This window comes from Peribacillus sp. P4_D6 (assembly GCF_056401795.1).
Map to the genome: position 1 here is coordinate 1 of NZ_JBFUIQ010000064.1, position 23,238 is coordinate 23,238.

The following is a 23,238-nucleotide window of genomic DNA, read 5'->3' on the forward strand; positions in this document are numbered from 1 at the left end:
CTTTGAAAAGGAATTAGATGATTATATACATTACTATAACCACAAACGAATGAAGGTAAAATTAAAAGACCTGAGTCCGATAGAATACCGAACTCAGGTCTTAGAAGCTGCTTAAATTATATGTCTAACTTTATTGGGTCAGTTCAAGTTTGCCTGCAGTTTTTTTTTGTGAAAAAAAGATCCAGTTGATTTCAGAAATCCGCTCCCTTTCCGCCGACTGTCTGCCAAGCCTCCTCACCGCAAGCGGCTGCGAGGTCTCGGCTAGCCAGTWAYTCGGCAGGAGTRTCGCAATTTTCTTCATTCTTTTAAGGGTTTCATCCGTATAAAATAGTTAAAAACATAACCAAAAGTTTCTTTTAAAATCATGGTTTGGAATTTATTCCGTACCTCTTTTTGCCGCTACTTTCACGGTCCGTTGTACTTCATAATTGCTTTGATATCTTCCATGTTTCAAGTTTTCATCCTTCTAAAAAGACTGTAGGAGAAAGAGTTCGGAAAACGTATTTAAATAATGTTCCTGAACCAACTGACCTAAAGTATTACCTTCGACTCCAAGTATGATTTCCATCTGTATTTTGTAACAAAGTGCGACTCCCAGACCGCCCGCGGATAAGCGGGTGCCTGAAGCGGAAATCAACACCCAAATCGTGTAGGTTTCGAAGATCTTCTTAATGGAAGCCCATCAATTCCTTCACATGTTCACAATTATCTTGTGAAGTGAGCATTTCCAAGAGCGTAAAGGCAACATCGAATGCTGTGGATGGATTGTAGGATGTAATGATATTGTCCGTGACGACAATCGGTTCGTTCAAGACAATCGCCCCAAAATCTTTTAGCTGCCCCTGTCTCTTACTGGTTGGGTGATTGTATGTTGTGGCTTTTCTTCCATTCAATATCCCGCTTTTTCCTAGTGGGAGGGAACCTACACAAATGGTTGCGATGATTTTGTTTTTATTATGAAAATGTTTGATTACATCAAGAAACCTCTGATCATAGGCATCCTCATAGAAACCGGCTTCTTCAAAGCCTCCTGGAATGGCCAGAGCATCGTAGTCATCAAGGTTCACTCGATCGAGGGTCAGTTCGGGCTGCACGATAAAATTCCAGGTGCATTTCAATCGTTCGTGAAGTCCCACCGTAACCAGGTCAGTGGTGCCATCGCCCTCTAATTTATTCCACCCCAATACATCTGTAAACACACTTGCTTCAACCGCTTCGAATCCATTGGATAGCAGCATCAATACTTTTTTCATAACAGTTCCCCCTTATTTATATTTGAATTAATTATATAAAAAGCAAATCCCTTTATACATGTGATTAATTACGTATTCATCACATTTCTTTTTATTTTATAATGTATTTGAAAGGATTCTGTTAATTATAAAAAGTGGGGGCGATTGAGATGGATCGAACGGATAAAAAAATACTTTCCTTGCTGGAGAATAATGGGCGCATGTCCATGAAGGAACTGGCGCAAGAAGTGTCCTTAACGGCACCAGCAACGAAAGAACGTGTGAATAAATTAGAGGAAAGCGGAGTGATAAAGGGGTATAAAACGGAAATATCACTTGAAAAACTTGATAGGAGCATTACGGCATTCATATTATTCGAAACGGATAGATGCAAAGATTTTTATCAATTTAGCTTGAGCCATCCAGAAGTTCTGGAATGCCACCGGTTAGCCGGTCAATACAGTTATCTTATCAAAATAAGTACATATTCGATGGAAACGCTGGAAGACTTCGTCGATGAAGCCATTAAATACGGGAAATCTTCCACCCATCTGATTTTTTCTTCCGCATCGAAAAATGTTTTTTCAGGAGAGGAGATTTAACCAGCTTCAACACCTTCTCTTTAATATATGAGCGATTAGCAGGAAAAAACTCCACACATATAGAAAGTAAATAGTAACAAAAATCACAGTTGGATGTTCAAAAAGGGAGTGGAGAAGAGTGAGTTTTGTTTATGATGAAGATAAAATAATGGAATTCCTTTTGCAGAATAAAAGTGAGTTTGAAGAATATCTTTTATCAGCAGCGGTCAATGTCAGGGATAAAATCGAAGAAATCCTTCTGATTGGAAATGTCGACCTTTTGAATAATGCACATAAGCTCGTCCGTTATATAGTGGAGCAGAATGAAACGGATTTGATTGCCTTTGCCGAACAAGAGGGAGTTACGTGGGCAACCCACTCCTTGACGCTTTCATTCAAGCTGGAATGGATTCAGGCCCTCCGCAGAACGCTTTGGACCTTTCTTTATAAGTTCGAACAAGAAAAGAAAGCGTTTATTGAGGATTCCAAGGTCTTTTTTGATTTAGAAAAAATAGTGAATGAAAAGGTTGATGAATTTCTTAAATCCTTTTTCGTCAGTTACTCCGATTACAAAGACAAATTGATTCTCGCTCAGCAAAACTTGGTGGAAAATCTATCCGTCCCGATCATTCCCATCACTTCCACCACCTGTGTCCTTCCGTTAATTGGGACAATCGACTATTCACGGATACAGATAATCGAAGAAAAGGTATTGATGGAGATAGGTAAACTGCGGATACAAACCTTGATCTTGGATTTGTCCGGTATCATCGAAATCGAAGTTGAAATGATCACTGATTTGATGAAAATCCTCGATGGAACGGCAATGATGGGGTGTAAAGCTGTGGTGACTGGATTACGCCCAGAGGTTGTTACGAAAATGATCCGTTCAGGGATTCAGCTCGATAATAAAGCAGAAACAAAGGGTACGCTGCAGCAGGCCTTGAAGGACTATCTTGTAGTCACCTAAATCGTGAAGTGGGAGTCGCCATGTTTTGGTGACTTTTTTTTGTAGGTAATTTGGGATATTAAGGAAGATTATTTGTGATTTTATTCTACCAAAATAAGTAAATGGAATGGGGGAAGGATGCTCCGGACAGAACCGAATCTTGGTACCGGAAATTCGCATCCTTTCCGCCGACTGACTATTATAGGCAGGAGTGTCGCGAATTTCTTCAGGTGCAACCTTCCAAAGAAGTTGGTTTCACTTCAGCAAGGAATAGACATATGTATCATGAGGGATCCCGTTTTGGTACATATAACTCCTTAATATTCCTTCCTGGATGAAACCCAGCTTAAGCAAGAGCTCACTTGATGGTTGATTTTCCAGAAAAACGACCGCGCCGATACGGGTTAAATCAAGGTCGTTGAAACCGTAGGCGATAGCTTCCTTAAGCGCTTCTGACGCAAATCCTTTGCGCCAATGCGCTGGATGGATTTCATAACCGATTTCGGCCCGTCTGTATTTGGGACTGTGGGCATGAAAACCGATGGTACCAATCAATTCCTGTGTATCTTTTCTTTCAATTCCCCATCGAACGGCTCGTTTTTCATGATAGTTTTTCGCAAAGGCTGCTACAATATCCTTGGCCTGTTCGACATTTTCCAATGAATCCTGGCCATAATAGCGGGTGACTTCATCTTTTGATAAGCATTGGAAAAGAGATTCCGCATCACTTTCACGAATTTCCCGTAAGCGTAACCTTTCCGTGTTCAATACAGGAAACATTTTTCCCCTCCTCATAAATCTGTTTTCTATCTATTCGGTCCCCATAAAGGTTTTTCCTTTATTATGAAGTGCTTATTTTACCGGTATTTTCGGTGGTAATCGGACAAGCTAACATTAGTTCAATTAAAAAAACATTGGATGAAGGGGAGATAGATCATGGGAAAAAAACATCGCAACCGCATCGCTTCACCAAAAAAGAATAACCATATACCGAAAGCGGATATCATTGCAGAACATGAAGCACACGGTAAGGAATATTCTGCGAATAAACGAAAGAACGGTCCTGGTTCCAATACAGATTGAGTAAACGTAGTGACCGCTCCTGCCTTTAATGGGCAGGGCGGTCATTTGTTTGTTTTCTTGCCATCAAAGGGTCCATCCTATATCTTAAAGAATGAAGATACATTGAAGGGAGTTAGGATGATGAAAGCACTTGTCTTTGATGATTTCGGCGGGCCGGAAGTTCTGTCCGTAAGGGAAATTGCAGAACCTGAACGTTCAAAATCAGCCGTGATCGTTCGAATGAAAGCAATTGGGTTGAATTTTGCTGATGTATATAGAAGGAAAGGGAATTATCATTTGGTGGGTGATCCCCCCTTCATTCTAGGGTATGAAGGGGCAGGGGTCATCGAATATGCCGGGGAAGATGTCCATCATGTGAAAGCAGGAGACCGTGTCGGGTTCGCTGATGTTCCCCATGCCAACGCGGAGCTGGTTTCAGTTCCAGCTGATAAGCTGTTGCCTCTGCCTGAGGGCATTACCTTTGAAACGGCCGCTTCCGTTTTACTTCAAGGATTGACTGCCCAATATTTAACGCATGACAGCCATCGAGTTAAAGAAGGGGAAACCATTCTGGTCCATGCCGCTGCAGGCGGAGTCGGTCAATTACTGACACAGATGATCAGGATGAAGGGCGGTCAGGTCATTGGGTTGACCTCATCAAATGATAAAGCGGCTGTTGCCAAACAAATGGGTGCGGATCATGTTTTCCTTTACGGATCGGACTGGGTGGAGTCCATTAAGGCTGTTACCGGCGGTAAAGGCGTTGATGTCGTTTATGAATCAGTGGGCCAAACCTTGATGGATAGTTTCCGTGCGACCAAGACTGGAGGAACTGTTGTATTCTTTGGGATGGCAGGCGGTGATCCAGAGAAAATCGATCCCAGAATGTTAATGGATACATCCAAGGCATTAATTGGCGGAGACCTTTGGAACGTCCTGACTACCCATGAAGAACGGACAAGAAGAACAGCAGAGCTGTTCCAATGGATTCTGTCAGGGGAAATCCACATAAAAGAACCGACTCTTTTTTCGTTGGAAAATGGGGCGGATGCACATCGACTTCTTGAAAGCAGGAAAAGTTCGGGGAAACTATTATTAATACCATAACAAATCATGAGGGCTTTCCATTCTAAATGGGGGCCTGTTTGTCTGCCGAGATTCAACCCCTTATTCATACTGATGATTAAAACCTTTTTCAGTTCCTTTATATAAACCCATGCTTAGACCCTTGGAATAACTCCATAATAAATGCCCCTGCCCTTACAAGTGTTATGGCCTGCCGTCAAAACAACTTGCTTCCCAAGTCCCCTTATCCACAAAAGCCATATGCAATACACGAATTCAGAGGAGAAATCCACAGTGCGCCAATCACCAAACCACAATCGTCATTCTGCAATTCACAGTCGGCATTTGTTACAAGCAAAAAAAAGAGAACGGATCCGTTCTCTTGGAAAACATATTATTTTAAGACGAAATGGAGAGAACATCGAGACGCTCCTTTTGGATCGCGAAATAGGATTGGAGGGTTTCCTTTTTCTTTGTGAGAGGGAAGTTCCGGACGTCCGGGGCCACTGCATGATTGCCGAATTGGAGAAGCAAGGTCAGAAGCCTGTCCAACTGGCCATATGTATCGTTTCTAATGCGGGCCATATATTCGGCCGCGACCTGTTTATCTTCGGTATTTTTCCCTTTTCCTTCCGCCCGGAATTCATCGGTCACTGTCTTTACACGGGAAATGAGCCATGTTTCGCACCAGTCGTTCAGCACATGGCGGATGAAGTCCGCTTGATGGTATTTACGGAGAATGGGCTCGATATGTTCATCCATTTCCAAATCATTCACTTCCCGGCGGAGAGCTTTCTCTGAGATGTTTCTATGAAAATGGTCGCGTTCAAGCAGGCTTTTGATGGATTCTGCCTGGTGGGCATACTTGACCATCTGTTCCAATGCTTCATTGTACATGATTTTGCTTAAATAAGCAGAGGCTTGTTTTGGGGCAAGAAGCAACTGCTTATTGGCAGGTAGAGCCTGGCCAAATTTCTTAAGGGAATGAGAATAGATGAAACGGGCTAACTTCTGCAGTTCCTTTTGGATATCATGGGAGATGTTCGTCGCTTCTTGCAGAAATGAACGGAAAATATATTTGCCGACCCGTTCCAATTCCCTGCATACAGAATCATTGATATGCCCAAGGTAGCCAGAGTTAAAAATCGTTCTCCGCAACAATGTCCGTTCCGCCCTATTTTCCTTATACTCCTCCAAGACGCCTTCGGTAAAGGTGAATACCAGAACTTCTTTTTTTGAAAAAGCCCTGCTCGCAAAAGAAATCTTTACGATATGGCCTAAAGCGTCATGGATTGCAGCGACTGCATCCAATAAGCGCTGCCTTGTGAATGGCGAGCGGGAATCAGGAACGATTTCATGATAATCGAACAGTACTTCTTCAGACTTCAAAACGGACATTCGGAAGGCACCCATAAGCAGCAGCCTTTTTCCATGAATCGTTAGGGCTTTGAAAGCAGCACTATAAAAGAAACGGTACTTTTTGCAATAACGGTCCGTCTTCCTGTTATAGCCAAGATTACTTGCAGGACCAAGGTTAAACTTGTACAAAACATCTTCACCTAGATGAACAGGCACAAACACTTTTTTTAGTGATCCTTGTGGTGCGGTGAATTTATGGATGATCTGCCTTAAGTACTTTTCTGTCGTTCCGACTCCCCGGGCCATCATATGAAGCGGGCTCTGAATGACCCCATCCCAATCACTGTGGAGCAAGGCGTACAAACACGTATCGAATTCAGTGGAGGATACATTTCTTAATAGGTATCGGTATGTTTCTTCATAAATCATAAGGCTTCGCCCCCTTTGGCATCGATTCTTTTCTAGAGTCTATATAAACATTGAATCGGAAAAAGTAGCATCGGTGGAGCAAATAGTTTTGACGTAATTTCGCTAGATTTAAAAAATAGTAAATTAGTTGCACAAAAGTGGTAAAATGGGTAAATAGGAACATACATGACAAGGAGAGATTTTTCAAACCATGATACTTTCACTACTCGGTTTCATCTTAAAAGGAATTTTAATGAAAATACCATTTGCCATATTGGGACTTTCCTTGATTCCGCAGAGATGGACGAACGCCATCACCAAAAAAGATATACCTTTTTTCATAGAACAAGTGCTGAGACTTTTAGTTTCTGCTGCGATATTGTTTTTCGTTATCGATATCATGCTGCTGGATCTTACTGCCGCTGCATTCTTTTCGTGTTTTGCCATTATTCTCGGGCTCATTCTGATCATCGATTCAAGCATGTATATGTACAGGGCCACTGAATCTTCAAGCACGCGACGGAATCGGAGGGGAAATGAAGCGGCAAAGCAGCCAAAAACACCTTGGAACGTACACTTCAACAGTTTGATGGGTGTCGTGTTGATTGCCGCATGGATCATCATGCTGTTCTACCCGCTCACTTTTGCCGCAGATCTGCATGGATTGGCGAAGGTCGATAAGAAAAAAGAGCTGGAAGAAGTTCAAGATATAAAAACCATGCCGCTCGTTACAGTGAAAATGGCTGACGCAAAAGGCGATGCGGCGATTAATAAAATAGAAAATGCATCATATTTCACTGAAGGCGAATACCGTCTGACCAATATCAATGATGAATTGGCTTATACATCACCCATTGAAATGGACGGGTTTTTAAAAGCCGGGAAAGCGGAATACACGCCAGGTTATAATCTGATTTCCGCCGTATCGACGGATAAAGGGGCAAGTACTGTCAAAGGGAAGATGCTGTATGCTCCATCACAGTACCTTGATCATGATTTGGAAAGGACCATCCGCAAGGCATATCCGAATAAAATCATCCATGATTCATATTTGGAACCGAATGAAGATGGAAAGCCCTTCTTCGTAGCTTCAGTCGGACATTATTTGAAATACCGCAGCGGTCCCGTGGTGGACGGGGTGGTATTGGTGAATCCGGAAACGGGGGACACGAAATACTATCCAAAAGGAAAAGAACCTAAATTGGTAGATCGGACATTCACATTGGAAACAGCCCTGGAATATTGGACTTACTGGGGAAAATATGTTCACGGTTGGAAAAACCAGTCCCTGATTGGGCCGAAGAAAGATGTCCTGATTCCTAATGAGGATAATATGCAGGTTACGTTTAACGAAAAAGGCGAATTGATTTATGTAGTGGACTTTACCCGGGCTAAGTCAAATGGAAACTCCAAAACCCTTGTAGGTTATGGTGTTTTCAATGCCAAAACCGGTGAAATGACGTACTACAAAGGCGTCACGTCCGTTCTGACCGGAAAGGAAGCAAAATCCAACGCCAATGCGAGTGAGTTTTTGTCCAAATATCCAGGTTGGAAAGCCACTAATGGAATTTTCTATACGATCTACGGTGCTCCCACATATGTGATTCCGGTTACAAAGGGCAGCAAGTTCCAAGGTGTGGCGATCGTTTATGCCAATAGCGATAATCCCCAAGTGGTCTTTGGGAAAACGAAAGACGAAGCTTTCCGCAATTATAAAAAACTGATTGCCTCTTTAGGGAAAGTAAGCGGTGTGACGCCTCAAAAAGGATTTGAGATGAAAGAAATAAAGGGGAAAGTAATGAGGATCAATGATGCCAATCTCTCGAATGGATACGTATTCCATTTAATCGTCGAAGGCAATGCCAAGAGGTTCTCGGTGGACCCAGGTGTCAATGCGCTATCTGATGTTGTGTTGACGAATGTAGGAGACCGGGTTGTGCTGAAGGTGATGGGTATGGAAGAAGACATCGTTCCAGTCGATGAATTCACTAATCTGGATTTGCCAAAGAAATGATAATGGACCGTGGACATATACACTTTCCATATCCAATATAAGCATGAAAAAAAGCATTGTTATCCACAATGCTTTTTTCATGTTTTCGAATGATTGTCATGATAAGTCCGATAAATTGAATGAATGGATGGATTCCATATAATATCCCTTTTGAATGACGGCCTTTATTGCAAAGTGCCCATTTAACCGTTTCCGCACGCGGTACAGCAGTGAAGCGATTTCCTCTGCCGTCACAATTTGCTCGGGATCTCCGACCCGCTCTGGCCAGACTTGCTGGACAATTTCTTCCTTTGAAATAAGATTGTCCAAATTTTCATATAGCAGCTTAAAGCAATTGAATTCCTTGGTCGGCATTTTAATGGGTGCTTCTTCATTGATGATCACGGTTTGAAGGTGCTCATTGATAGCGACGGTTTGCAGGAATTCGGCGGGGATCACCGGTGTGAAATCCATTGTTAAATCGTTGTCGATGGAGATTATGAATTCAATCAATCCATTGACCAACGTAATCGAATCCCCCGGTTCAATGTGGCAGGGATTGCCCGGTACGAGCGGCATCTGGTTCACGGAGGTGCCGTGTTTACTTGCCAAATCCTCAATGAGGAGCTGCCCTTCCTCCATATAAATCCGGCAATGTTCCCTGGAAACAAAGTCATTGTAAAGCCTGAAATCAGCTTTGGAGTGCTGGCTTGCCCGGCCGATCAGCAGGCTTTTCCCTTCATATACATAGGCGAATTCCTCGGTTTGGCCTTTGTGCATGGTCCTCAATACAACCTTGAAAGTTTTATAGATCATTCACTTCATACCCCTTAAAAAATCTGAAAATTTAAATTATTTTCATGAATTTATCATTTTGGCTACATGGCTGTTTAGTGGGTTCAATTTTATAATTATAAATTATCAGTCGCTTACTTACTAACGAAAAATGAAAAAAATCAAATTAGGCACACAGCCATTATAACAAAGAGGAACGAAGGATGAAGAAGAAACTCTATTTTTGCTGATGTTCGCTTTGACTGTGGGAGAAGTGGTTCCTCAAAGCCGGCCAGGCAGCACCGGAAGAAGTTTGCGATGAAAAATGTACCTTACGCTTGTGGAAAAGGAGTTGACCAAAGGTGAGTATGTGGAGAGATAGGATAAATGCCTTCAGCATCCTGCTGATGATCATCAGTATGATCGTATATATTATTTTTCCCCAGCCCTTTACCCTCATTCTGTACTGTATATTTGGCATTGCCTTTATCAGCCTGACTTTACTGAATTAAGCATATCCTTGAATGGGTGGAGGATGGAACGAATAAGAAGAGAAGAAACAAGCCTGCCGAATCAATGGCAGGCTTGTTTGATACATAATGTTTCATAATGGAATTGTAACTATTGGCATCTTAGGAAAAGAAGCAGGAACCTAAAGGGTGCGTACTTGAGTTTATAGGCAAATGGAACAAAATTGATTGGAACGGAAGGCGCGAGACTTCTGCGGGATAAGCGCGTCGAGGGAAGGCCCCGCAGGAGTAAAGCGAGTGCTTGGAGTGGAATGATTTTCATCGGGTTTGTCTACAGTCTGAAGCAGGAACCCATTAAGGGTACCTGCTTTTTTTCATTCTAAGGAACCGCAATCGGTTTATGAAATCCCGGGACGTAATGGATTTAACACGACTTTAAAAGAGCCATTTTTATGCAAAAAAGGTATAATTAATTGTTAGAAGCAGACATTAAAAAATGGACTGCAACTTAGTTTTATCGCGTGTTTTAACTGAATCTTGAGCGAAATATCTTTTATAAAAAAGTCAAAATAAGAAAAGGAGAAACCATGACTAATGAAACAGGATGGAATTTAGACAATAGCTATGCACGTCTACCGGAAAAGTTTTTCACGAGCACGAACCCGACTCCTGTACGTTCACCGGAGTTGATCATTCTCAATGAGGGTTTGGCGGATTCTCTTGGTTTGGACGTGAAGTCGCTGCATAGCGAAGATGGTGTGGCGGTGTTTGCCGGAAACGAGATCCCGCAAGGTGCTTCGCCTCTTGCCCAAGCATATGCTGGGCATCAATTCGGTCATTTTAACATGTTAGGGGACGGCCGGGCGATATTGCTTGGCGAGCAGGTGTTGCCAGAAGGCGGGAGGGTCGATATCCAGCTGAAGGGTCCAGGAAGAACGCCATATTCCCGCGGGGGCGATGGCCGGGCTGCACTTGGACCGATGCTGCGCGAATACATCATCAGCGAGGCGATGCACGGGCTCGGCATTCCTACCACCCGAAGTCTGGCAGTGGTGACGACCGGTGAAACGGTGATTCGTGAAACAGGGCTGCCTGGTGCCATCATGACCCGTGTGGCTTCGAGTCATCTTCGTGTCGGAACTTTTCAATTCGCTGCAAAATGGGGCACGATCGAGGAACTGCGGACACTTGCCGATTATGCCATTGAGCGTCATTTTCCAGACATTGAAGCAGATGAAAGCCGTTATCTTTCGCTGCTGCAGGAAGTGGTCAAGCGTCAGGCTGAGCTCATTGCCCAATGGCAGCTGGTCGGCTTCATTCATGGAGTGATGAACACCGACAACATGACGATCAGCGGGGAAACCATCGATTATGGCCCTTGCGCCTTCATGGATGCCTATGACCCTGCAACCGTATTCAGTTCAATTGATAGGCAAGGCCGCTATGCCTATGGTAACCAGCCGGTAATTGGGGGTTGGAATCTTGCACGGTTCGCTGAATCCCTATTGCCGCTGTTGCATGATGACGAGGATCAGGCCGTTACACTGGCCCAAGATAAGATTTCCGTTTTTAATGATCTGTATCACTCCAATTGGTTAGCGGGAATGAGGGCGAAACTGGGGATATTCAACGAAGAGACTCAGGATGAGGCCCTTGTTAATGGCATCCTCAGTATGATGAAGAAGCATGGTGCCGACTATACCAATACTTTTCGTGCTCTGACCTTTGATAAAATGGAGGATACGGTCCTTTTCGGGACACCGGAATTCGCTCAGTGGCAGGAGCTTTGGCAGGCGAGGCTAGGGAGGCAGAAGGAATCGAAAGAGTCTTCGAATCAGTTGATGCAGAACAGCAATCCTGCAGTGATTCCGCGGAACCACCGGGTGGAAGAGGCGTTGGAGGCGGCAGTGGAACAAGAGGACTACAGTGTGATGGAACGGCTGTTGGATGTTCTTGCAAATCCTTATGCACACTGCGAAAAACAAGCAGAATACGCCGCACTGCCTGAGTCAACAAAACCTTACCGGACTTTTTGCGGTACCTGATCATAAAACATGCATGGAGATAATGTAAGAGCTCCCGCGATTGAAGTCGATTCTTCGTCAACTTCAATTGCAGGAGCCCTTTTTGTATTCATCAGTAAAAAAGTTTTGTTTGAAGAATGTCCAGGGCATGGTCAATCTCCGCTAAATCTTCCTTTGATGCATGTTGCAGCCGGCTTTGAAAACGGGATTCCACGATTGCAAAAGCCTCGTTCATCATCATTTCCCCTTCTTTGGAGAGGCGGATGTATTGTTTCCGTCTATCTTCCGAATCACTTATTTTTTCAATTAAATTCTTTTCGCTTAATTTTTTCAGTTCACGGCTCGTGTTAGGCATGGAGATATGATGACAGTCACTGATTTCACTTGGTGTGACAGGCTGACTGACGGTTATATATTCAAGAATTTTATATTGTACCGGCGTGATGGAATCGGATTTGGCGTTTTGTGTCAATTCGTGTGTCACTTGATGTACGGAAGTTGTAAATGTGACCATTTTTTCAAAAAGAGCTTTTTTGTCCATAACTTTCACCTCTTACTGAGAAGATATCAAAAATATTATCAAAATACAATTATCATTTGACAATAAAAAAGATGGTGTTATATGATTGTTATCAAATGATAAGTAAATAGGGGGTACGTCATGAACTTGCTGGTCATCTACACATATCCAAATCATAAAAGCCTAAGCCATGCTTTTTTAGAAAAAGTCGTCAAGGGAAGTAAGGAGAACCCGAACATAAAGGGGCTGCAGGTCTTGGATTTATATGAAGAGGGCTTCAATCCGCTCTTGGAGTTCAATGAGCATAAACGAAGGCGTGATATGCATCGTGATCCTCAGTTTGAAAAATATAGAAATCAAATTATTTGGGCCGACAAGATTGTCTTTGTCTATCCGATCTGGTGGGGGAGGCCACCGGCCATGCTGATGGGATACATCGATCAATTATTTTCTGCGAATTTTGCCTACAGGGATAAAAAGGGCTTGTTCCCGGAAGGCCTTCTGAAAGGAAAGTCGGTCGTATGTGTGTCCACGATGAAGGGACCTGCAAAGTATCCGCTTCTCTGGTTGAATGATGCGCATAAAATATTGATGAAAAGAGCACTATTCAATTTTGTCGGGATCAAGAAAGTGAAGTTTTTCGAATTCGGTAATATGGAAAGCCCAAAGGGGAAACAAACGCAAAAGCTAGAAAAGGTTTATCGGTATTTCAGGAAGGTGGCTAGCTAAGTTTTTACGGGATTAAAGAAGAACCCCATTCATGCATAATGAATGGGGGGTGGCTGTATTCATGGCTTTGTTTTCACGATCCTCCATTTGTTCTTGATGAGGGTAAGGATCGTACAAATCACTAGGATCGTCAATGAAGCCAATCCACTGAACCATATGCTTTGGAATTCACTTACATGAGGCTGGATGATGTATGAAGCCACAATCGCCAGGACCGCGCTTATCGGTATGTAATCAGCGACTTTTCCTTTACTGAATACGATAACCAGGATTGGAGCCAGCAATGCCGAATATATATTGCCTGAATAAAATAAGAGCTCCAATAGGTTTGGGGAATAGAAGAGTGTGGCAACGAAAACCAATCCTCCAATACAGATCGAAAGCAGGCAGGCCATCCTTATTTTTTGATGGTCGCTTTTTTCTGTTTGTAATGGTTCAAGAATATTGGCTACGATCAGGCTTACCAATGAATGCAGGCAGGCACCGAATGTTGAGGTGATTGCACTGATGGCGCAGAGCACAAAAAGGATGAAAAAGAATGGTGTCGTTATTTTATTTGCCAATCCAGCCAGAATCGAGTGTATATCAGTGAAGCCGCCCGTAAAGATTACCATGATGAACAGGGATGAAAAGGAGAGCGGGAATATGATCCATATAAGGCCGGATAAAGAGAATGTCAATCGAACCTTTTTCATTTCTATCATGAATAATCGCTGCCACGAAGTCAGGTCAAAGAAAAACTGGCCGAACCCGACAAGAAGTCCTGCAAAAAGAAAACTCCATAGATCATACTTATTGATTACGAGCATGTATGGATGGTATAAACGAATCCCATCATAAACAGGCTGAATCCCTTCCTTGACGAAAAAGTATAAAGGAATCAAGATAACTGCGGCAAACATGGATATGACCTGAAAAGCGGCGAATCCATGAATGAGCTTTAACCCGCCGAATCCAGCATAAAGGACACAGAAAGCGAAAAAAAAGAACAGCCCGACATAGAGGGGCGTATCGAAAAGAAACTGACATAGGGTAGACGCGGCCATTCCCTGAATGAATAAAATGTGTAAGCTGGTTATGACCAGGATCACGATCAATATCCAATATCCGAGGGGATGGAGCCGGGCTTTTAAATAGTCCCCGATGGTCAAGCCCTCGGGGAAATCCTGCCGGACCCTCTTCCCGATGAAGCTGAACATGAACAGGGCGATCGCTCCCATCAGGGCGTATCCGATCCCTCCGAAAACTCCATACTTCACCATCGATTCAGGAGAGGATAATATTGTGGTGCCTGTCACCCAGCGTGCCAGGAGGGAGATGATCCCCAAGCCCATCCCGATTTGAATGGGGCCTTGTACGTATTCTTGAAATGTACGTGATCGCAATGTTCATTTTCCTTTCTCGCGGAACTCCTTGGGCGTGATTCCCTCTATCTTCCGGAATAAAGTGCTGAAATAATGCTGGCTATTGAAACCCGATTTTTCAGCGACGTCTGATATGCTCCAGCTGGTGTTATTGGTCAAGGCCCTTTTTGCGGCCTTTATTCTATAGTGCATTAAATATTCCGAAAACGAAGTGCCGACTTCTTCATGGAATTTCCGGCTTAAATAAGTCGGATTGGTATGCACTTCACGGGCGATGTCCGAAAGGGAGAGTTTTTCGGCATAGTTTTCATGAATGAATGAAAGCGAATGGTGAATAAGTGTTGAATAGTTATGGGAAGATTCCCTTTTGTCATACTTGGCAAGGACTTTATGCAAATCACTTTCTATTACAGGTTTCGTTAAATAATCAACCACGCCTATCCTGATGGATTGCTGGGCATAATCGAAACTTTGATGCGCGGTCACCATGATGATTTCGACTTCTTTGTTCAGCGCCCTTAGGTCTTCACCAAATTCAAGACCCGATCGCCCCGGCAGATTAATATCCAGGAAAGCGAGGTTGATTTTATGATTTTGGTTGAGGGTCAGTGCCTGACAGGCATCAGCAGCTTTGTGAAATTTCCAAAAAGGGTATATGGACTGAATCATATATTCCATTTGTTCAAGGACCAATGGTTCGTCATCAACTAATAATACATTCATTCCTCCGCCTCCTCCATTTTCCTATCAAAAACCAGCGGCCATGATACCTCTACCTTTGTTCCCGATTCATTGGAAGCTATATGCAATTGTGCACGGTCATTGAAATACAAATATAAACGTTTTTGGATATTATCGAGGCCATGGCCGCCATCGTCCGTAACGGAAGATTCATTTCCCATCAATCCATTATCCGCCACTTCCAGATACACCATCTGCGATTCCAGATAGAACCGGATATGCAGCAGGGCTTCACCCACTTTTTTTTCCAACCCGTGTTTAAATGAATTCTCCACCAAGGTCTGGAGAATGAAGGGGGGGACCAGTGCGGTTGATAACGGTTCCGGGCACTCCATATCAATCTTGAGCCGATCACCGAAGCGAAGGGTCTGGATGTCGAGATAATGCTGGGTATACTGGATTTCCTGGGAAAGGGGGATCAATGGTTCCGATGCTTTATACTTGAATTTCAGGAATTGCGAAAAAGCCTCTAAGGCCCGTATCAATTCTGCCGTCCTGTTCAGGCGGGCCAAGCCCAGAATGACATTCAGTGTATTAAACAAAAAGTGCGGCTGGATCTGCTGGTTCAATTTATTATATTGTGCTTCTTGCAGTGCTTGCTCCAGGCGGATCTCCTTGTTTTTATTTTCAAGAAGATCGATCCTTTTCTCGAATATGAATAGAAATAAAAGAGCGATAGCTCCCATGATGGGAGCTAAAATGAAGAGCATGATAATTAACGTGAATCCCTCGTAACTTAGCATGGAGAACCTCTGCTTGTTATATTTTTAAATAACTTGAATGATTCTGTTTATTAGTATCATACTAAAGACCCCTCCGGAAATCTACAGCTTATGACACAATGTGACAAGCCACTTGATGGTTTTGTGCCGATCGTTTCAGTTCGGGCAGCTGTGTTTTGCAGATATCCTGTACAAACGGGCACCGTGTATGGAAGCGGCAGCCGTTTGGCGGGTCGATGGGTGACGGGACATCACCCGTCAATAGGATCCGTTCTCTTTCATGTACAGGATTCGGTACTGGGATGGCCGATAGCAATGCTCTTGTATATGGATGCTGCGGCTGTTCGAAAATGGACTTTTTATCGGCTATTTCGACTATTTTTCCGAGATACATGACCATCACCCGATCCGAGATATGTCTGACCACACCTAAATCATGCGAAATGAAAAGAAAGGTAAGGTCGAACTGGCGCTGCAAGGATTTTAATAAATTCAGCACTTGCGCTTGAATGGAGACATCCAGTGCAGATACAGCTTCGTCACATATGATCAATTTGGGATCCACTGCCAGAGCCCGCGCAATCCCGATCCGTTGTCTCTGGCCGCCGCTGAATTCATGCGGGTATCTTTCCATGGATTCAGGTCTCAGCCCGACATGTCCCAATAATTCTTCAATCCGGCTCTTCCGGTTTTCTTTAGGGACTACATTTTGGATCGCCAAAGCTTCCCCGAGAATTTTGCCGATCGTCTGTCTTGGGTTGAGGGAGGCAAAGGGGTCTTGAAAAATAACCTGCAGATCCTTCCTGGTACGCCGCATTTCTTTTTTGCCTAAACTCAGTAAATCCCTATCCTGAAAGTGAATGCTCCCGCTCGTCGGTTCATCCAATCGAAGGATGGCCCTTCCGGTAGTCGATTTCCCGCAGCCGGATTCGCCGACGATGCTTAAGGTTTCACCCTGTTTGATATCGAAGGTAATGTCATCAACGGCTTTTACATGATTGATGGTCCTTCCGAAAAATCCACCCTTGATCGGAAAATATTGCTTCAATTGATCCACTTTAAGCAGAACCTTTTTCTCTGCAGCTGGTACACCCATCATTAAATCCCCACCTTTTCTTGAGCTTCATATGCCTTCTCCCATTGGGGGGTGAACATCCAGCAGCTGACCTCCGTGTTTGGGCCGATGGCCTGGAGATCCGGTACGGCTTGTTCACAAATGCTCTTCGCATGTGCACAGCGGGGAGCGAAGCTGCATCCCTTGGGCATGTTGTAAGGGCTTGGAACGGTCCCGGGAATTGTGGTCAGTTCTTCCTGGTCCATGTCCAGACGGGGAAGGGAGTTCAATAAACCAATGGTGTAAGGATGTTTTGGGTTCGTGAATATTTCCTTGGCCAAGGTGTATTCAACGATTTTCCCTGCGTACATGACAGCGACCCGATCACAGGTTTCGTATACGACACCCAAATCATGTGTAATCAAAATGACAGCCGTCCCGAAATCCTTTTGCAGCGTCTTGATCAGTTCGAGGATTTGGGCTTGGATCGTCACATCCAGTGCTGTTGTAGGTTCATCGGCTATTAAAACCTCAGGGTGGCAGGCAAGTGCCATGGCGATCATGACCCTTTGCCTCATTCCGCCGCTTAGCTCATGCGGCTCCTGTTTTGCCCTCTTTTCAGGTGAAGGGATCCCGACGAGCCGAAGCATGTCGACGGCTTTATCCCATGCTTCCTTTTTTCCCAGCTTTTGATGGAGCCGGATCGCTTCCGCAATTTGCTCGCCCGCTGAATATACGGGATTCAATGACGTCATCGGCTCCTGAAAAATCATCGAAATTTCATTCCCGCGTATGGACCGCATCTGTTTTTCAGACTTCGTAAGCAGATCCTCCCCTTTAAAAAGGATGCTGCCGCCCGCAATCTTGCCGGGTGGCGATGGAATGAGCCTTAACAATGAGAGCGATGTTATGCTTTTCCCGCTTCCCGACTCCCCGACGATTCCAAGCGTTTCCCCTTTATTGAGGGAGAAACTGATCCCATTTACTGCTTTACTCGTTCCTTCATCAGTGAAAAAGTGGGTCTGCAGATTTTTTACCTCCAGTATTTTATCAGCAACCTCTTTCATCATCATACCTCCTTAGTTCAAGTCTATTCTTTTGTTAAAGTATCGATAGAGGACATCCACTGCCAAATTCATGAATACGAAGATAACGGAAGCGATGAGGACCCCGCCTTGGACCATCGGCAAATCCCTCGTTCTTATTGCATCGACTATCAATCTCCCAAGTCCATTGATGGCAAAAACGGACTCTGTCAATACCGTGCCGCCAAGGAGTGCACCGAACTGGAGGCCAACGACGGTAATGACGGGGATGAGCGCATTTTTCAGGCCGTGTTTATAAATGATGATATATTCTTTCAATCCTTTGGCTCTCGCGGTCCGGATGTAGTCCTGGCGAACGACTTCAAGCATGCTCGACCTGGTCATCCTGGCAACGATGGCCGCTCCGCCGGCCCCGAGGGTTATGGCTGGGAGAATCATGTGGCTGAAGGTTCCCCAACCTGAAACCGGAAATAAATGAAGGTTCACGGAAAAGAAGTAGATAAGCATGAGACCCAGCCAAAAACTAGGTAACGAGATTCCCAATAAAGCAACGATCATGATGGAAATGTCAGCTGCCGAGTATTGCTTGGTGGCCGAGATGATTCCTGCGATCATTCCAAGCACAACGGTTATGAATATGCTGGCAAGTGCCAGTTCAAGGGTGATGGGCAAGCGGACCATGATTTCGTCCAAAACTGGGCGGCTGCTTCGGAGTGATTCCCCAAAGTCACCTTGAACGGCATGAAGGACATAGTCAACATATTGATAGAGGATTGGACGATCCAAGCCAAGCTCATGCCGCAGTGATTCAATCGTTTCTTTAGTCGCTCCTTCACCTGCAAGCAGTGTTGCCGGGTCTCCCGGGACCATTTGCATGATGAGGAAAACAACAAGACTTACACCCAGTAAAACCGGTATCGTTTGAAGTACCCGTCGGATAATGAATACGAACATTTTCTCTCCTCCTATTTTTTCATTCTTGGATCCAGGGCATCTCTAAGTCCGTCCCCGAAGATGTTGAAACCAAGTACCAGTGTTGATATCGCTATCCCCGGAAACAAAGCGATGTGGGGGGCACTGAACAAATAATCCCGTCCGCTGCTCAGCATCGCGCCCCATTCTGGTGAGGGCGGCTGGGCTCCCAGTCCCAGGAATGACAATCCGGCTGCCGACAGAATGGCCGTTGCCAGACGTAATGTGGCTTGAACGATGACGGGAGATAGAATATTCGGAAAAATATGCTTACATATGATCGTGAAGTCAGTCGCTCCCAATGCACGAATGGCATCGATATATTCCAGCTTCCTGACTGACAGTGTGGAACCCCGTACAATCCGGGCAAACATCGGTATCGAAAAGACGCCGACCGCCACCATAACATTGATCAAGCTCGGACCAAGGGCACTAATGATGGCAAGAGCAAGCAGTATTCCCGGGAAAGCCAGCAGAACATCGACAATCCTCATAATGACGGTATCGATCCATTTTCCGTAATAACCAGCTGTTAACCCGAGGAGTATGCCAATGAACGCCCCGAAGAAAACAGATACAAACCCAACCGTTAATGAAAGCCGTGTTCCATATAACAATCTGCTTAAAATATCCCTTCCCTTATCATCCGTACCCATCCAATGTTCGGCTGATGGAGTCTGGAGTTTGTTGACCAAATCAATTTCATAGGGATCCTGCGGTGAGATCAAAGGGGCAAAGATAGCCAATAAAATATAAAAAAGTACGATGTACCCGCCTACCAATGCCAATTTATTTCGCTTGAATTTTTTATAAAAGGCTTTCCAGTGTCTTAGTTTCGGAGATTTTCTTTCTTTTACATTCAATTCGGTATTATTGATGACGACCTCTGGCTTCATTGGATTTCCTCCTTTTCTTTCATTCAATTTATTCAAAAAAAGGATTGAAGTAAATATGATGCGGAAAAGCAGTAAAGATAATTAAAAAAAGAGTAAAGATTCTGAAAATATAAAATTCGGTTTTTTTTTATAATTTACAGTAAGCCCGATGTACTCATAGCTGTAAGTTACTTGGAGAAACAAAGGCAGGTTAAAAAGGGAGGAAATAGAATGAGAAAAGGTATGATTGGGTTGCTTTTTGCTTCTTTATTAGGCATCTCATCCGTTTTATCAGGGTGTGCAACAGAAGAAACCGGCAGTAAGGAAACAGTAGAAAAAGCGAAAGAAGGAGGTACGCTGATCGTCGCGCGCTTATCTGACGCGACCACACTTGACCCCCATTTCATAACAGACATTCCATCTGCAAACGTCGTTTATGAAAAGGTTTATCAAACATTGKTCGTTCCTGACAAGAACATGGATCCTAAACCGCTGCTCGCAAAGGAGTGGAAACAATTGGATGATGTCACTTGGGAGTTTAAATTGCAGGAGGGAGTCAAATTCCATGATGGAGCTCCATTCAATGCCGAAGCGGTGAAAACCAATTTCGACAGGATACTGGATCCGGCAACAGCTTCTCCGCAGGCTGGTAAATTGGAAATGATCAAGGAAATTAAAGTGATTGACGAAACGACCGTACAATTCAAGCTGAAATATCCTTATGCTCCGCTGTTATCGATTTTAGTGAGTAATGAAGGAAGCATCATCAGCCCTAAAGCGATTAAGGAAAATAGTGACAAACTCGGGCAAAACCCCGTTGGGACAGGTCCATTCGTTTTTAAATCGTGGAAGCCTGGTGAAGAAATCGCCCTTTCGAAAAACAAGGACTATTGGGGGGATAAGCCTAAGATTGATGGGGTGGTATTCAAGGTGGTCCCTGAAGATGCCAMGAGGATTGCGATGATTGAAACGGGTGAAGCGCATGTGACCGATCAAGTGCCAGTGACGGAGATTGATAGGATCGAAGCGTCGGGCACGATGGATTTATATCGCACAGAGGGACTTGCCGTTGAATACTTAAGCTTCAATGTTAAGAAAAAGCCATTTGATGATGTAAGGGTCCGTAAGGCGGTCGCTCATGCCATCGAGGTCGATTCCATCATCAAAGGGGTTTATAACGACGTTGGCACGAGGGCAAATTCAACAATGAGCCCAAAGGTGTTTGGTTACGATCCGGATATAAAAGGCTATGACTATGATATTAATGAATCGAAGAAGCTCTTGACTGAAGCGGGAGTCAAGGATGGTTTGGAGTTTACCCTGACGACGAGTGACCGTAAGGAAAGGATCAATATGGCCGAGGTGATTCAATCCCAGTTAAAAGGAATTGGAATTAAGGTCAAGATTCAAGTCCTTGAGTATGGGGCTTACATTGATGYGACAGCCAAGGGCGAGCACCAGGTATCGATAGGCGGCTGGGGCAATGCTACCGGGGATGGAGATTATAATCAATTCAACCTTTTCAATAGTAAATCCCAAGGTGCTGCGGGAAATAGTTCATTCTATAGCAATCCGGAAGTGGATAAATTGATTGAAAATGCACGTAAAGAATCGGATGGCGATAAACGTAAGGAACTATATTCGAAGGCACAGGCAATTGAAAGAGAAGAAGTTCCATATGTTCCTATCCGTAACTATGAACACTTGGCCGTATATGGCGGGACAGTTAAAGGACTTTGGCTGAATCCGGCAAATTATTTAATGCTTGATGACGTAACCGTGAAGTAGGAATTCATCACAAAAGGAAGACAGCATAAGGATGTTATGCTGTCTTCTCAATTAGGAGGGAAAGTATGATAGATTTACTGCTAATCCATGGGACCGTCATTACCATGGATCAAAACAGGAGAATTCTGCAAGATGGCGCCGTCGCCATACATCAAGGAAGGATTTTAGCTGTAGATGCGACCGAAAAACTGAAATCGAAGTATGAGGCAGTAAAAGTCATCGATTGCAGCCATCAGTGCATATTGCCCGGATTGATAGATGTTCATGGGCATGGGGGACATTCCATGTTCAAAACGATTGCCATGGAGAATATTGATTTTTGGATGCCGATCATGACGAATACGTACAAGCATTTTGTTACAGATGAGTTTTGGTATTACGAAGGAAAGCTATCCGCCCTTGAGAGATTGAAGGCTGGCGTGACGACTGGGGTGAGCGTGTTAGGATCCATGCCGCGGTCCGATGAACCGATTTTCGCCATCAATCATGCAAAAGCATACGCCGAAACGGGAATCAGGGAAGTGGTATGCACGGGTCCTTGCAATCCTCCATGGCCCCATTTATTCAGCCGATGGATCGATGGAAAGAGAGTGGTAAAGGAAGTTACCTATGAAGAGGTATTACAGGGGGCGGAAGTGGTAATCGAGGCGCTGAACCATGCAAATGAGGACCGTACGAGAGCCTTCATTACACCATTTGTCATCGTTACATCGGTGGATCCCTCCAATCCGACATCTCCTGACAGGCTTTATGGGCTGACCGACCATGACCTGTATCAAGCGAAGAAAATAAGGGAGATTGCCAGGAAATATAACACACGCATTCACTCAGATGCCTTTGGCGGGATGATCCATTTAGCGGTACAGGATAAGGAAAATGCCCTATTGGGTCCGGATGTCCATTTACAGCACTGTCGGGGCATTTCCTTCGATGAAGCAAGAATACTGGCAGAAACAGGTACCAACGTCAGTGCATCACCTGGATTTGGCCAGGTTCATGCCCGTACCCCGATAACTGAATTATTGGAGATGGGTGCAACTGTGGCAATCTCCACGGATGGGACGTCCCCTTCGACAAGTTTCGATATGTTCCAGGCAATGAGGAAAACACAGTTCGTTCACCAGGCCGCCCTTAGGGACTACTATTATTTACCGCCAGGCAAGCTGTTGGAAATGATCACGATAGATGCTGCGAAATGCATTGGCTGGGATGATGAAATAGGCTCCCTCGAGATCGGGAAAAAAGCGGATGTCATTACGGTCAATCTTCATCAGCCTCACCTGACCCCTGAATTCATGCATGTTCACCGGCTTGTATTTCAAGCTGTGGCGAATGATGTGGAGCATGTCATCGTGGATGGGAAATTGATCATGGAAGGCAGGAATGTACGGACGGTCCATGAAAGTACAGTGCTTGATGAAGCGAATGAGGAGGCCTTTTCAACGATAAAGCGTGCAGGGCTCGAAAAGTATATGCAGCCGACTAAATATTTCTGGGGCCATGCCAGGGC

22 protein-coding genes are annotated in these 23,238 nt (G+C 44.3%); 10 read left to right on the forward strand and 12 right to left on the reverse strand.

Annotated features, from left to right (window positions below; translation table 11 throughout):
• Positions 1–115 (forward strand): IS3 family transposase (locus tag AC1DVB_RS17330; RefSeq protein WP_477576969.1); only part of this gene is annotated, 115 nt, incomplete at its 5' end.
• Positions 116–668: 553 nt separating this feature from the next.
• On the opposite strand, the gene AC1DVB_RS17335 is transcribed toward AC1DVB_RS17330, so the two are convergent.
• Positions 669–1,253: a DJ-1/PfpI family protein gene (locus AC1DVB_RS17335; RefSeq protein WP_477590172.1), complete on the reverse strand. Its 585-nt coding sequence runs from the start codon at positions 1,251–1,253 to the stop codon at positions 669–671.
• Positions 1,254–1,402: 149 nt separating this feature from the next.
• On the opposite strand from AC1DVB_RS17335, the gene AC1DVB_RS17340 reads away from it, so the two are divergent.
• Both AC1DVB_RS17340 and AC1DVB_RS17345 read left to right on the forward strand, forming a co-directional pair.
• Positions 1,403–1,834, forward strand: a complete 432-nt coding sequence (locus AC1DVB_RS17340; protein WP_034304284.1) for an Lrp/AsnC family transcriptional regulator — start codon at positions 1,403–1,405, stop codon at positions 1,832–1,834.
• 118 nt (positions 1,835–1,952) lie between these two features.
• Positions 1,953–2,783: an STAS domain-containing protein gene (locus tag AC1DVB_RS17345; protein WP_095679064.1), complete on the forward strand. Its 831-nt coding sequence runs from the start codon at positions 1,953–1,955 to the stop codon at positions 2,781–2,783.
• A gap of 234 nt (positions 2,784–3,017) precedes the next feature.
• Here the strand turns inward: AC1DVB_RS17345 and AC1DVB_RS17350 are convergent, their stop codons facing one another.
• A complete protein-coding gene (locus tag AC1DVB_RS17350; RefSeq protein ID WP_477590174.1) occupies positions 3,018–3,542 on the reverse strand; it encodes a GNAT family N-acetyltransferase in 525 nt (174 codons plus the stop codon).
• 156 nt (positions 3,543–3,698) lie between these two features.
• On the opposite strand from AC1DVB_RS17350, the gene AC1DVB_RS17355 reads away from it, so the two are divergent.
• Positions 3,699–3,845, forward strand: coding sequence for a hypothetical protein (locus tag AC1DVB_RS17355; RefSeq protein ID WP_100298038.1), 147 nt, complete (start codon positions 3,699–3,701; stop codon positions 3,843–3,845).
• Between the two features lie 120 nt (positions 3,846–3,965).
• On the forward strand, positions 3,966–4,931 hold the full coding sequence (locus AC1DVB_RS17360) for a quinone oxidoreductase family protein (protein WP_477590176.1): 966 nt from the start codon (positions 3,966–3,968) through the stop codon (positions 4,929–4,931).
• A gap of 357 nt (positions 4,932–5,288) precedes the next feature.
• On the opposite strand, the gene AC1DVB_RS17365 is transcribed toward AC1DVB_RS17360, so the two are convergent.
• On the reverse strand, positions 5,289–6,677 hold the full coding sequence (locus AC1DVB_RS17365; protein WP_477590178.1) for a hypothetical protein: 1,389 nt from the start codon (positions 6,675–6,677) through the stop codon (positions 5,289–5,291).
• Positions 6,678–6,867: 190 nt separating this feature from the next.
• On the opposite strand from AC1DVB_RS17365, the gene AC1DVB_RS17370 reads away from it, so the two are divergent.
• On the forward strand, positions 6,868–8,670 hold the full coding sequence (locus AC1DVB_RS17370; protein WP_477590180.1) for a hypothetical protein: 1,803 nt from the start codon (positions 6,868–6,870) through the stop codon (positions 8,668–8,670).
• Positions 8,671–8,766: 96 nt separating this feature from the next.
• Here the strand turns inward: AC1DVB_RS17370 and AC1DVB_RS17375 are convergent, their stop codons facing one another.
• A complete protein-coding gene (locus AC1DVB_RS17375; RefSeq protein ID WP_328118129.1) occupies positions 8,767–9,465 on the reverse strand; it encodes an FHA domain-containing protein in 699 nt (232 codons plus the stop codon).
• A 1,015-nt stretch (positions 9,466–10,480) separates the two neighbouring features.
• On the opposite strand from AC1DVB_RS17375, the gene AC1DVB_RS17380 reads away from it, so the two are divergent.
• Complete coding sequence (locus AC1DVB_RS17380) at positions 10,481–11,938, forward strand: protein adenylyltransferase SelO (RefSeq protein ID WP_477590182.1); 1,458 nt, start codon at positions 10,481–10,483, stop codon at positions 11,936–11,938.
• 91 nt (positions 11,939–12,029) lie between these two features.
• On the opposite strand, the gene AC1DVB_RS17385 is transcribed toward AC1DVB_RS17380, so the two are convergent.
• On the reverse strand, positions 12,030–12,458 hold the full coding sequence (locus AC1DVB_RS17385) for a MarR family winged helix-turn-helix transcriptional regulator (protein WP_230136959.1): 429 nt from the start codon (positions 12,456–12,458) through the stop codon (positions 12,030–12,032).
• 120 nt (positions 12,459–12,578) lie between these two features.
• On the opposite strand from AC1DVB_RS17385, the gene AC1DVB_RS17390 reads away from it, so the two are divergent.
• Positions 12,579–13,166, forward strand: a complete 588-nt coding sequence (locus AC1DVB_RS17390) for an NAD(P)H-dependent oxidoreductase (RefSeq protein WP_095679058.1) — start codon at positions 12,579–12,581, stop codon at positions 13,164–13,166.
• A 59-nt stretch (positions 13,167–13,225) separates the two neighbouring features.
• On the opposite strand, the gene AC1DVB_RS17395 is transcribed toward AC1DVB_RS17390, so the two are convergent.
• The 7 genes from AC1DVB_RS17395 to nikC all read right to left on the reverse strand — a co-directional run bounded on the left by AC1DVB_RS17395 (position 13,226) and on the right by nikC (position 19,961).
• Positions 13,226–14,551: a sodium:solute symporter family transporter gene (locus AC1DVB_RS17395; protein ID WP_477590185.1), complete on the reverse strand. Its 1,326-nt coding sequence runs from the start codon at positions 14,549–14,551 to the stop codon at positions 13,226–13,228.
• Between the two features lie 3 nt (positions 14,552–14,554).
• On the reverse strand, positions 14,555–15,253 hold the full coding sequence (locus tag AC1DVB_RS17400; RefSeq protein ID WP_057278356.1) for a response regulator transcription factor: 699 nt from the start codon (positions 15,251–15,253) through the stop codon (positions 14,555–14,557).
• A complete protein-coding gene (locus tag AC1DVB_RS17405) occupies positions 15,250–16,014 on the reverse strand; it encodes a sensor histidine kinase (protein WP_034304264.1) in 765 nt (254 codons plus the stop codon). Before AC1DVB_RS17405 ends, AC1DVB_RS17400 begins: the two co-directional genes overlap by 4 nt.
• Positions 16,015–16,102: 88 nt before the next feature.
• Complete coding sequence (locus AC1DVB_RS17410) at positions 16,103–17,092, reverse strand: ABC transporter ATP-binding protein (RefSeq protein ID WP_063590112.1); 990 nt, start codon at positions 17,090–17,092, stop codon at positions 16,103–16,105.
• Positions 17,092–18,114, reverse strand: a complete 1,023-nt coding sequence (locus tag AC1DVB_RS17415) for an ABC transporter ATP-binding protein (protein WP_454861754.1) — start codon at positions 18,112–18,114, stop codon at positions 17,092–17,094. The genes AC1DVB_RS17410 and AC1DVB_RS17415 overlap by 1 nt, the downstream gene beginning before the upstream one ends.
• Positions 18,115–18,126: 12 nt before the next feature.
• Positions 18,127–19,047, reverse strand: a complete 921-nt coding sequence (gene nikB, locus AC1DVB_RS17420) for a nickel ABC transporter permease (protein WP_034304259.1) — start codon at positions 19,045–19,047, stop codon at positions 18,127–18,129.
• 11 nt (positions 19,048–19,058) lie between these two features.
• Positions 19,059–19,961: a nickel transporter permease gene (gene nikC, locus AC1DVB_RS17425; RefSeq protein WP_057278352.1), complete on the reverse strand. Its 903-nt coding sequence runs from the start codon at positions 19,959–19,961 to the stop codon at positions 19,059–19,061.
• Between the two features lie 210 nt (positions 19,962–20,171).
• On the opposite strand from nikC, the gene AC1DVB_RS17430 reads away from it, so the two are divergent.
• Positions 20,172–21,728 carry a glutathione ABC transporter substrate-binding protein gene (locus AC1DVB_RS17430; RefSeq protein ID WP_477590189.1) on the forward strand — a complete coding sequence of 519 codons (1,557 nt, stop codon included), beginning with the start codon at positions 20,172–20,174 and terminating at the stop codon, positions 21,726–21,728.
• A gap of 65 nt (positions 21,729–21,793) precedes the next feature.
• The coding region (locus AC1DVB_RS17435; protein ID WP_477590191.1) for an amidohydrolase family protein at positions 21,794–23,238 on the forward strand (1,445 nt) is incomplete at its 3' end.

What these genes read in the sequence shown, in the direction of transcription:
- AC1DVB_RS17335 (WP_477590172.1), bottom strand. Translation starts at nt 1,253, where the DNA reads ATGAAAAAAGTATTGATGCTGCTATCCAATGGATTCGAAGCGGTTGAA.
- AC1DVB_RS17340 (WP_034304284.1), top strand. Translation starts at nt 1,403, where the DNA reads ATGGATCGAACGGATAAAAAAATACTTTCCTTGCTGGAGAATAATGGG.
- AC1DVB_RS17350 (WP_477590174.1), bottom strand. Translation starts at nt 3,542, where the DNA reads ATGTTTCCTGTATTGAACACGGAAAGGTTACGCTTACGGGAAATTCGT.
- AC1DVB_RS17355 (WP_100298038.1), top strand. Translation starts at nt 3,699, where the DNA reads ATGGGAAAAAAACATCGCAACCGCATCGCTTCACCAAAAAAGAATAAC.
- AC1DVB_RS17360 (WP_477590176.1), top strand. Translation starts at nt 3,966, where the DNA reads ATGAAAGCACTTGTCTTTGATGATTTCGGCGGGCCGGAAGTTCTGTCC.
- AC1DVB_RS17365 (WP_477590178.1), bottom strand. Translation starts at nt 6,677, where the DNA reads ATGATTTATGAAGAAACATACCGATACCTATTAAGAAATGTATCCTCC.
- AC1DVB_RS17370 (WP_477590180.1), top strand. Translation starts at nt 6,868, where the DNA reads ATGATACTTTCACTACTCGGTTTCATCTTAAAAGGAATTTTAATGAAA.
- AC1DVB_RS17375 (WP_328118129.1), bottom strand. Translation starts at nt 9,465, where the DNA reads ATGATCTATAAAACTTTCAAGGTTGTATTGAGGACCATGCACAAAGGC.
- AC1DVB_RS17380 (WP_477590182.1), top strand. Translation starts at nt 10,481, where the DNA reads ATGACTAATGAAACAGGATGGAATTTAGACAATAGCTATGCACGTCTA.
- AC1DVB_RS17385 (WP_230136959.1), bottom strand. Translation starts at nt 12,458, where the DNA reads ATGGACAAAAAAGCTCTTTTTGAAAAAATGGTCACATTTACAACTTCC.
- AC1DVB_RS17390 (WP_095679058.1), top strand. Translation starts at nt 12,579, where the DNA reads ATGAACTTGCTGGTCATCTACACATATCCAAATCATAAAAGCCTAAGC.
- AC1DVB_RS17400 (WP_057278356.1), bottom strand. Translation starts at nt 15,253, where the DNA reads ATGAATGTATTATTAGTTGATGACGAACCATTGGTCCTTGAACAAATG.
- AC1DVB_RS17405 (WP_034304264.1), bottom strand. Translation starts at nt 16,014, where the DNA reads ATGCTAAGTTACGAGGGATTCACGTTAATTATCATGCTCTTCATTTTA.
- AC1DVB_RS17410 (WP_063590112.1), bottom strand. Translation starts at nt 17,092, where the DNA reads ATGATGGGTGTACCAGCTGCAGAGAAAAAGGTTCTGCTTAAAGTGGAT.
- AC1DVB_RS17415 (WP_454861754.1), bottom strand. Translation starts at nt 18,114, where the DNA reads ATGAAAGAGGTTGCTGATAAAATACTGGAGGTAAAAAATCTGCAGACC.
- nikB (WP_034304259.1), bottom strand. Translation starts at nt 19,047, where the DNA reads ATGTTCGTATTCATTATCCGACGGGTACTTCAAACGATACCGGTTTTA.
- nikC (WP_057278352.1), bottom strand. Translation starts at nt 19,961, where the DNA reads ATGAAGCCAGAGGTCGTCATCAATAATACCGAATTGAATGTAAAAGAA.